Source organism: Burkholderia sp. AU4i (assembly GCF_000466765.1).
In the GTDB taxonomy this organism is placed as follows: domain Bacteria; phylum Pseudomonadota; class Gammaproteobacteria; order Burkholderiales; family Burkholderiaceae; genus Burkholderia; species Burkholderia cepacia.
The window spans coordinates 1-9,406 of sequence record NZ_ASSI01000249.1 but is presented as its reverse complement, the minus strand read 5'-3'; the positions used below and the strand labels follow the sequence as shown (position 1 = coordinate 9,406).

General features: G+C 70.2%; 8 protein-coding genes. 5 read left to right on the top strand and 3 right to left on the bottom strand.

Annotated elements, in window-relative coordinates; translation table 11 throughout:
* Positions 1-1,084, top strand: a 1,084-nt coding sequence (locus L810_RS39240) for a glycerophosphodiester phosphodiesterase (protein WP_042978121.1), incomplete at its 5' end; no start/stop codon positions are given.
* A 61-nt stretch (positions 1,085-1,145) separates the two neighbouring features.
* On the opposite strand, the gene L810_RS39235 is transcribed toward L810_RS39240, so the two are convergent.
* Positions 1,146-2,771: a rhodanese-related sulfurtransferase gene (locus tag L810_RS39235; RefSeq protein WP_042978119.1), complete on the bottom strand. Its 1,626-nt coding sequence runs from the start codon at positions 2,769-2,771 to the stop codon at positions 1,146-1,148.
* 105 nt (positions 2,772-2,876) lie between these two features.
* Positions 2,877-3,443, bottom strand: a complete 567-nt coding sequence (locus L810_RS39230; protein WP_021163696.1) for a cysteine dioxygenase — start codon at positions 3,441-3,443, stop codon at positions 2,877-2,879.
* A gap of 17 nt (positions 3,444-3,460) precedes the next feature.
* Here L810_RS39230 and L810_RS39225 point away from each other — a divergent pair, with 17 nt between their 5' ends.
* On the top strand, positions 3,461-4,435 hold the full coding sequence (locus L810_RS39225) for a LysR family transcriptional regulator (protein WP_179945695.1): 975 nt from the start codon (positions 3,461-3,463) through the stop codon (positions 4,433-4,435).
* Between the two features lie 61 nt (positions 4,436-4,496).
* Here the strand turns inward: L810_RS39225 and L810_RS39220 are convergent, their stop codons facing one another.
* Positions 4,497-5,867 (bottom strand): acyl-CoA dehydrogenase family protein, encoded by a 1,371-nt coding sequence (locus L810_RS39220; protein ID WP_042978117.1) that lies wholly within the window; start codon positions 5,865-5,867, stop codon positions 4,497-4,499.
* Between the two features lie 314 nt (positions 5,868-6,181).
* On the opposite strand from L810_RS39220, the gene L810_RS39215 reads away from it, so the two are divergent.
* From L810_RS39215 to L810_RS39205, 3 genes are read left to right on the top strand one after another with little or no spacing between them, the layout of a single operon-like run.
* On the top strand, positions 6,182-7,267 hold the full coding sequence (locus L810_RS39215) for an LLM class flavin-dependent oxidoreductase (RefSeq protein WP_021163693.1): 1,086 nt from the start codon (positions 6,182-6,184) through the stop codon (positions 7,265-7,267).
* Positions 7,268-7,289: 22 nt separating this feature from the next.
* Positions 7,290-8,129, top strand: coding sequence for a class II aldolase/adducin family protein (locus L810_RS39210; RefSeq protein ID WP_021163692.1), 840 nt, complete (start codon positions 7,290-7,292; stop codon positions 8,127-8,129).
* A gap of 32 nt (positions 8,130-8,161) precedes the next feature.
* On the top strand, positions 8,162-9,223 hold the full coding sequence (locus L810_RS39205; RefSeq protein ID WP_021163691.1) for an ABC transporter substrate-binding protein: 1,062 nt from the start codon (positions 8,162-8,164) through the stop codon (positions 9,221-9,223).
* Positions 9,224-9,406 lie beyond the last annotated feature (183 nt).

The following is a 9,406-nucleotide window of genomic DNA, read 5'->3' as shown; positions in this document are numbered from 1 at the left end:
GCTCGCCGCGTGCGGCGGCGACGACGACGTCGCGTCCGATCCCACCCAGCCGATTTCCGCGAAGGTCCAGGTGGTCGGCCATCGCGGCGCGAGCGCGCTGCGCCCCGAACATACGCTGGCGTCGTACCGCAAGGCGATCGAAGACGGCGCGGACGTGATCGAGCCCGACCTCGTGTCGACCCGCGACGGCGTGCTCGTCGCGCGGCACGAGAACGAGATCTCGGGCACGACGAACGTGTCCGCGCTGCCGCAGTTCGCGAGCCGCAAGGCGACCAAGACGATCGACGGCGCGCAGCTGACCGGCTGGTTCACCGAGGATTTCACGCTCGCCGAGCTGAAGACGCTGCGCGCCCGCGAGCGCATTCCGCAGGTCCGCCCCGCGAACACCGCATACAACGACCAGTTCGAGATTCCGACGTTCGACGAAATCGTCGCGCTCGCGAAGCAGATGTCCGCACAGACCGGCCGCACGATCCACCTGTATCCGGAAACCAAGCACCCGACCTACTTCCAGTCGATCGGCCTGCCGCTCGAGGACCGCCTCGTCGATGCACTGCTGAAGGATTCGTACACGGCCCGCACCGCGACCGTCTACATCCAGTCGTTCGAGGTCGCGAACCTGAAGGCGATCCGCAACCGGATCAAGTCGAGCCAGCCGAACTGGAAGCTCGTGCAGCTGATGGACGAAGCCGGCCAGCGCCCGTACGACTTCGTGAAGGCGAACGACAAGCGCACCTACGGCGACCTGTCGACGCGCGACGGCATGCGCGAGGTCGCGACCTATGCGAACGGCGTCGGCCCGTACAAGACGTCGATCATCGCGGTCGCCGCGGACGGCACGCTGCAGCAGCCGACGCAGTACGTGCGCTACGCGCACGAGGCCGGCCTCGTCGTGCATCCGTACACGTTCCGCCCGGAGAACAACTTCCTGCCCGCGTCGCTGAAGGACGGCGGCACGCCGGCCACGCGCAACACGGCAGGCTCGGTGCGCGAGATCCAGGCGTACCTGCGCGCGGGCATCGACGGCTTCTTCACCGACGATCCGGCCGTCGGCCGCACGGCCGTCGATACGTTCAAGCGCTGAGACGCGCGTCGACCGGGCGCGGCGCGCGACGCGCGCGTTGCCCCCGGTTGCATCGCATCGGTCAGATCACGTTGAAGTGGTGCGTGCCGTCCCGCTTCAACTGGTCGACCAGCCCGTATTCCCAGTCGAGATACGCCTGCATCGCGGCCGCCGCGTTGTCGGTGCCTTCGTACGGGCGCCGGTAGCGGTCGACACGCGGTGACGCCAGTCGCGTCTCGCCGCTTTCGAGCGGCAACCCGGCGTCGATCCATGCGGCCGTGCCGCCGGTGAGCACCCGGATCTCGGCCGAAGCCGGCAGCAACGCACGCGCGTCGTCCGCCGCAAACCGCGCAAGCAGGCTCGACCCGCACGTGAACACATAACGCTTCGCGGCCGGAATCGCCGCGAGCGCGTCGCGCAGCTGCGCACGCACGGCGAACCACGCGCCCGGAATGTGCCGCTTCACGTAGTTCGCGCTGGCCGTCACGTCGACGATCGCCAGCTCGCCGGGCGCCGCCTCCTTCAGCCAGCCCGCGAGCGTCGCGGGCGATACCTCCACCACGGCCGGCGTCGCCGGCACGTCGCGCGGCGGTTGGCCGCGCTCGCCGAAAGCGGCCGCGCCGGCCGGCTCGACGACACGCACGTCCCAGCCCATCTGCGCGAGCCACGACGCGGTCATGTCGGCGCGCACGCCGTCGTCGTCGGCGAGCACGATCCGCGCGCCGCGCACGGCCGCATGATGGTCGGTCTCCTGCACGAGCTGGCCGCCCGGCGTGCTCAGGAAACCCGGCAGATGGCCGGCTTCGTATTCCTCCGGCGTGCGCACGTCGAAGCGGTACAGCGTGCGGCCCGGTTCGTCGAGCGCGGCGACGTCGGCGAGCGCGATGCGCGGTACGCCCGCGCGTTCGGCCACCGCGCGCGCAGCGCGGCGCGCTTCGTCGCGCTGCGTCGCGTCGATGTCGTCCGGAAAGCGCCGCGCGGCACCCCGCTCGAGCGTCTGGCCCGCGAGCGTCCAGCCGATCGTGCCGTTGCGCAGCGCCGCGACCGGATTCGGCAGCCCCGCGTTGACGAGCGACTGCGTGCCGATGATGCTGCGCGTGCGTCCCGCGCAGTTGACGACGACCTGCGTCGCCGGGTTCGGCGCAAGCGCGCGCACGCGCAGCACGAGTTCCGCGCCGGGTACGCTCGTCGAGGTCGGGATGTTCATCGTCTGGTATTCGTCGAAACGGCGCGCGTCGACGATCACGACATCGGCCTGCGCGTCGATCAGCGCCTGCACCTCCTGCGCGGACAGCGACGGCGTATGCCGCTCGGCCTCGACCCATTCGCCGAACGACTTGCTCGGCACGTTCACGTCGATGAACAGTTCGCCGCCCGCCGCGAGCCAGCCCGCGAGGCCGCCGTCGAGCAGCCGCACGTCGGTGTAGCCGAGTTGCGCGAGCTTCTCGGCCGCGCGCGGCGCGAGATCCTCGCCGCCGGCTTCGCCGAATACGACGATCGGCGTGTCGCGGCGCGGAATCCGCGTCCACGCGTCGAGTTCGAGTTTCGACAGCGGAAAGTTGGCGGCCCACAGCGGGTGGCCCTGCGCGTACGGGTCTTCCTCGCGTACGTCGATCAGTGCGATCTCGTCGCGGGCAAGCAGGCGCGCGCGCACATCCTGGTACGACGCGACGGGAAAACGGGAAGTGGAATCGGCGGAGTGCGTCACGATGTCTCTGTATTGAATGCGTTGAAGTCGGTGAAGAAAGCGGAACGGATCAATCTTGGGCCCGCCGGCGCGTGCGGGCAACCGGCCGCATCGGCGGGCGTAGCATCAGGCGTTCGAATAGCCCGACACGAAGGGCTTCACGGTGCCGTCGTCCAGGTACACCGCGCGCTCGACCTTGCCGATGTTCGCGCCGTACACGTGGATGCTGATCGATACCTGGTCGGCGAACGCGTTGGTCACGCGATGGACGTCGCCGATGCGCGGCGACACGGCCTCGATCTCGCCCGGCGCCAGCCGCACGGCTTCGCCGGACGGCACCGGCCGGCCCGCCGCGTCGAACCGGTACGGCTGCGAGAATTCGCCGCCGCGCAGCATTCCGATCAGCCCCCACACCGTGTGGTTGTGGATCGGCGTCGTCTGGCCGGGGCCCCACACGAAGCTGACGACGGAGAACCGCTCGTCCGGGTCGAGATGCAGCAGGTATTGCCGATAGCGCGCGGGGTCGGGCTGCGCGAACGTGTCGGGCAACCAGTCGTCGTGTTCGACGAGCGCAGCGAGCAGCGCACCGCCCTCGTCGAGGATGCGCGCCTCGTCCGCGCCGGACGCGAGCAGCGCGCCCAGACCGTCGACGAACGGACGCAGCGGCGTCTGATGCAACGAAAGCGTACTCATCGGCTGGCTCCTCGAATATGATGCCGAATATGATGGATCGTCATGATGCACCTGAAAGACCATGCAGAACAAACATGAAAATTAGCGATATCGACGCTTTTGCAGCGGTTGTCCGCTGCCAGACCCTGAGCCAGGCCGCGGCCGAGCTCGGGATGACGCAGCCCGCGATCACGCGGCGCGTCCAGAATCTCGAGGAAGCGCTCGGCGTGACCCTGCTCGATCGCAACACGAAGCCGCCGCGCCCGACCGACATCGGCCGGCAGGTCTTCGAGCAGTGTCGCGCGATCCTGCGCGAAGTCGATGCGCTGCGCGAGCTGACGGCCGGCGAGCAGCCGCCCGCCGGCGAGTTCCGGATCGGGCTCACGCAGGGCCTCGGCGAACTGATGCTGCCCGCGCTGATCGCCGAACTCGCCGCGCAGTGGCCCGCGCTCGCGACGCAGGTCACGACCGCGTGGGGCGGCATGCTCGTCGAGCGCGTCGCCCGCCGCGAACTCGATGCGGCGCTCGTGTTCCTCGCGCGCGAGATGGTGCTGCCGGCACAGGTCGACGGCGAACGGCTGCTGGCCACGCGGCTCGTCGCGGTCGGCCGCAAGGGTGACTGGCCGCGCCGCAGCTACCGGCTCGCCGATTGCCACGCTCGTGGCTGGGTGCTCAACCCCGACGGTTGCGGCTTTCGTGCGGGCCTGCGGCGCGCGCTCGACGCGCAGGGCCTGCCGATGCCGGTCACGCTCGACGCCTACGGCCGCGACCTGCAACTGCAGAGCGTCGCGAACGGCTTCGGCATCGGGCTGATGCCGCTGCCGCTCGTCGAAGGCAGCCCGCTGCGCGATGCGCTCGACATCGTGCCGCTCGCCGATTTCAAGCCGCACATCGATCTGTGGTTGCTGCGCCGGCACGATGCGGCCCGCTTCGGCGCGCCGCTCGCGGCCGTCGCCGCGCATGCGCGTGCGGCATTCGCGCTGCCCGAGCAGGCGCACGACCAGGCTGCGTGACCGTACCGGGCGGCGGCGGCATCGCGCCGCCCGGTCGATGCTCGCGCCAGCCCGGCTCCGCTCACGCATCGCTGCGGCCGCGCTCGGTCCCGTCGACCGACGCCCCGCCCGTTTCCGTCTCGCCGCCCGCTTTGCCGCTCGCTTCGCCCTTCGTCTCGCCCTTCGCTTCGACCCGGCTCGCCGCGTCGAGCACCACACGCCCCGCCGCCACCGCGATCGCGTCGTCCTGCGGCGTATGCACGCGGCTGCACAGCACGTCGCGATAGTGGCGTTCGAGCGGATTGGCGCGGCTCAGCCCGTGATTGCCCGACAGCTTCAGCGCCTGCTCGACCGCACGGATCGCGTGCTCGGTCACGGTGCGCTTGACCAGCCCGCTCGTCGTGACCGGCGGCGCACTGCCAGCGTCGGTGCGCGCGATGTGATCGTCGAGCAGCACGCGGTTCGCGTGCAGCCAGCCCTCGATTTCGCCGACCGCTTCCTGCACGCGCGGCAGCGTCGCGAGCGGCGCGCCCAGCCCGCTCGGCGCACGCGTCGTCGCGAATTCGACCACCCAGTCGCGCGACGCACGCGCCACCGCGTCGTACAGGCTGCCGAGCAGCGCGACCATCCACGCCTGCTGGTCGGCCTGCGCGTCGGCATCCGCGTGGGTCGCGGCCGACACGGCCCATGCGTCCGGTGCGCGCACGTCGACCGCGTGATCGGCCGGCAGCCGGACGTCGTCGAACACGACCTCGTGGCTGCCCGACGCACGCAGGCCGAGGTGATTCCAGCTTTCGATCACGCGGATGCGATCGCCATCCGCATCGCGGTCGCGCGGCACGAGAAACACGCCGACCCGCGGCGCCGGTTCGTCGGTGCGCGCCCACACGGCCAGCCAGCGCAGCGCCGGAATCCCGGTGCTGTACAGCTTGTGGCCGGACAGCCGCCAGCCGTCGCCGTCGCGCCGGGCTACGGTTTCCGGCAGGCCGCCGCGCGACGGCGAACCGAGCGCGGGTTCGACCCGCAGCGCGTTGATCAGCGCACCGTGCGTGACCGCGCTGTCGAACACCGCGCGCCGCACCTGTGCGGGCCAGCGGTTGTCGGCCCGGCCGAGCGCGCGATGTTGCAGATAGGTCATCGTCAGCACCAGCGCGGTGGCCGGATCGGCCCGCGCGACGGCGGCAACGATCCGGCTCGCCTGCGCGAGCGTCGCACCGGCACCGCCATGCTCGCGCGGCACGACCTGCGCGATCAGCCCCGCGCGATGCAGCCGCGCGAAGTTCTCGTGCGGAAAGCGGCCATCGACGTCATTGCGCGCCGCGTCGGCGGCAAGTTCCGGCGCGAGGCGCTCGAGCAGCGCGGCGACGCGTGCGTCGTCGGCATCGTTGGTGGGCAGGAGGCGCAGCGCGGGCGGCTGCGGCGACGGCGAGGAAGCGGCAAGGCTGGCGGACATCGAAACGGATTCCCTGGGTAATACGGACAGGCGGCAAGCGCGACGGAGATCGGCAACCGCGGCAATCGATCGCCACGCGGCGCGGTATCCCATGAACCGGTCGATCCGCAACGCGTACCCCCCGGATTCGCCGGCGCCCGCGCGCCCGATCGTTCGTGAGCCCACAGCGTATGCGTAGCGCACACGCGCCCAAACCATGCAAATCTGATATTCAAATCGGGATTGATTATTTCCATTCCGCATGATCGCGGCGTTAACCTGCGCTCCATTCCTGCCCGGCCGCGTGCCGGGACATCCCCGCACCGGAGACCCAGATGAGCGTCGAATTCATCGGCATGATCCAGAGCCAGAAGCAGTCGGAAATCCACCCGCCGTCCGGCCCCGTGGTCGACCCCGGCTACGTGCGCGACTTTGCCCGCGCCCACGAGACGGCCGGCTTCGACCGGATCCTCGTGCCGCACCACTCGACCGGCCCGTCGGCGACGCTGACGATCGCGTTCGCAGCGGCCGCGACCGAGCGCATCCACTTCATGCTCGCGCATCGCCCCGGCTTCACCGCGCCGACGCTCGCCGCGCGGCAGATCGCGACACTCGACCAGTTCAGCCGCGGCCGGCTCGCCGTGCACTTCATCTCCGGCGGCTCGGACAGCGAGCAGCAGCGCGACGGCGATTTCCTCGACCATGACGCACGTTATGCGCGCACCGACGAGTACCTCGGCATCCTGCGGCGGATCTGGACCGAAGCGCAGCCGTTCGATCACGACGGCGCGCATTACCGGTTCAAACAGGGGTTCTCGGAAGTGAAGCCGTTCCAGCAGCCGCATGTGCCGATCTATTTCGGCGGGGCATCGGAAGCCGCGCTCGCCGTGGCCGGCAAGCACGCGGACGTCTACGCGCTGTGGGGCGAATCGCTCGACCAGGTGCGCGACCTGACGACCCGGGTGCGCGCCGAAGCCGCGAAGCACGGCCGGCAGGTGCGTTTCTCCGTGTCGTTCCGCCCGATCCTCGCCGCGACCGAGGACGAAGCGTGGGCGCGTGCGCATCGCATCCTCGACGAAACACGCAGGCTGCGTGAAGCGGCCGGCCTCGGCGCCGGCGGCCCGCAACAAAGCGAAGGCGCGCGCCGCCTGCTGGCCGCGGCCGAACGCGGCTCGCGCGTCGACAAGCGGCTGTGGACCGAGATCGCCAGCCTCACCGGCGCGCGTTCGAATTCGACGGCGCTGGTCGGCACGCCCGAACAGGTCGCCGATGCGCTGCTCGACTACTACGACCTCGGCGTCACGACGTTCCTGATCCGCGGCTTCGATCCGCTGGAAGACGCGATCGACTACGGCCGCGAACTGATTCCGCGCGTGCGCAGCGCCGTCGCCGCACGCGACGCGGCGCGCCGCGCGGCCTGACGCAACCCGGGAGACCCTTACGATGTCCGCCGTTCCGTCCACACTCGAACGCACCGCGTCGGGCCTCGCGCTCGCCGCGTCGCCGCGCCAGCATTTCTGGTTCGATCCGCCCGCGCCGCGCATCGACGTCGCCGCCGAGCGCCGCCACCGTCAGGAGCGGCTCGCGGCCGCGTTCCGCCTGTTCGCCCGCTTCGGCTTCGCACAGGGGCTCGCCGGCCACATCACCGCACGCGACCCCGAACTGCCCGACCACTTCTGGGTGAATCCGCTCGGCGTGCATTTCTCGCAGATCAAGGTGTCCGACCTGCTGCTCGTCAACGCGCGCGGCGAAACCGCGATCGGCACGCGCCCGCTGAACAAGGCCGCGTTCGCGATCCATGCGGCAATCCACGACGCGCATCCGCACATCGTCGCCGCCGCGCATACGCATTCGACGTACGGCAAGGCGTGGTCGACACTCGGCCGCCCGCTCGATCCGCTCACGCAGGACGCGTGCGTGTTCTATGAAGACCACGCGCTGTTCGACGACTTCACGGGGATGGTCGTCGACACGAGCGAAGGCGCACGGATCGCCGATGCGCTTGCGAAACCGGACGGCACCACGCACAAGGGCGCGATCCTGAAGAACCACGGAATCCTGACCGCCGGCCCGACGGTCGAGGCCGCCGCATGGTGGTACATCGCGCTCGACAACGCCGCGCACACGCAGTTGCTGGCCGAGGCGGCCGGCACGCCGCAACCGATCGATCACGCCACCGCGCGCCACACGCACGGCCAGATCGGCGGCCCCGAGGGCGCGCTGCATGCGTTCGACAGCCTGTTCGCGCGCGTCGTCGCCGACGAACCCGACCTGCTCGACTGAGCGCCTTCCCGCACGACCGGAGACCAGACCACATGACCCGAACCGCCGCACCCGCGCCCGCCAATGCGCGCCATACGCACAACACGCACGACGCGCACGACGACAAACGCCGCAAGCTGCTGCGCGCGGCCGGCGCCGCCGCGCTCGCCGCGCCCGCGATCACGCTTGGCCGCAAGGCCTGGTCCGCGCCGCCGCTGAAGAAGCTCACGTTCGCGTGGAACCAGAACGCGTTCTGCCTGACGCCGATCGTCGTCGCGCAGGAGCGCGGCTTCTTCGAGAAGAACGGCCTGAAGGTCGAACTGATCAACTACAGCGGCTCGACCGACCAGTTGCTCGAATCGATCGCGACCGGCAAGGCCGATGCGGCGGTCGGGATGATCCATCGCTGGCTGAAGCCGCTCGAAGCCGGTTTCGATGTGAAGATCATCGGCAGCTCGCACGGCGGCTGCGTGCGGCTGCTCGGCTCGAAGGCGGCCGGCGTCACGACGCTGCAGGCGCTGAAGGGCAAGACGGTCGGCGTCAGCGACCTGGCCGCGCCCGGCAAGCACTTCTTCTCGATCCTGCTCGCGAAGAACGGGATCGATCCCGAGCGCGACATCACGTGGCGGCAGTATCCGGCCGACCTGCTCGGCGTCGCGGTCGACAAGGGCGAGATCCACGCGATCGCCGACGGCGACCCGAACCTCTACCTCCTCGAAAAGCGCAGCAACGGCGCGTACACGGAACTCGCCACGAACCTGTCAGGCGAATACGCACGCAAGGTGTGCTGCGTGATCGGCGCGCGCGGCGATCTCGTGCGCAACGACCGGCCGTCCGCCGCCGCACTCGCGCGCTCGATCGTGCAGGCCACCGAGTTCACGCACGACAACCCGAACGAAGCCGCGAAGGTGTTCGCGAAATATTCACCGAAGATCAGCCCCGAGGACCTGCGCAAGCTCTACGCGACGCTCACCTACACGCACCACCCGACCAATGTCGACCTGCAGCAGGAAATCGCGTTCTATGCGGACGATTTCCGCCGCATCAGCGTGCTGAAGAAGAGCACCGACCCGCAGCGCTTCGCGCAGCAGGTCTATGCGAACGTGCTCGGGTGACGCGATGTCGACGATCGAACACGCCTCCACCGCGCGCACCGCACCGTCACCGGCCGGCGGCGCGCCTGCTTCCGCTGCCTCCGCACGCGTGGCCTGCACGGCCTGCGAAGCGACGCTCGCGGCCGAAGCGCGCCGCGCGCGCACCTGGCCGACCGGCATCGCCGCCGCGCTCGCCTGGGCCGC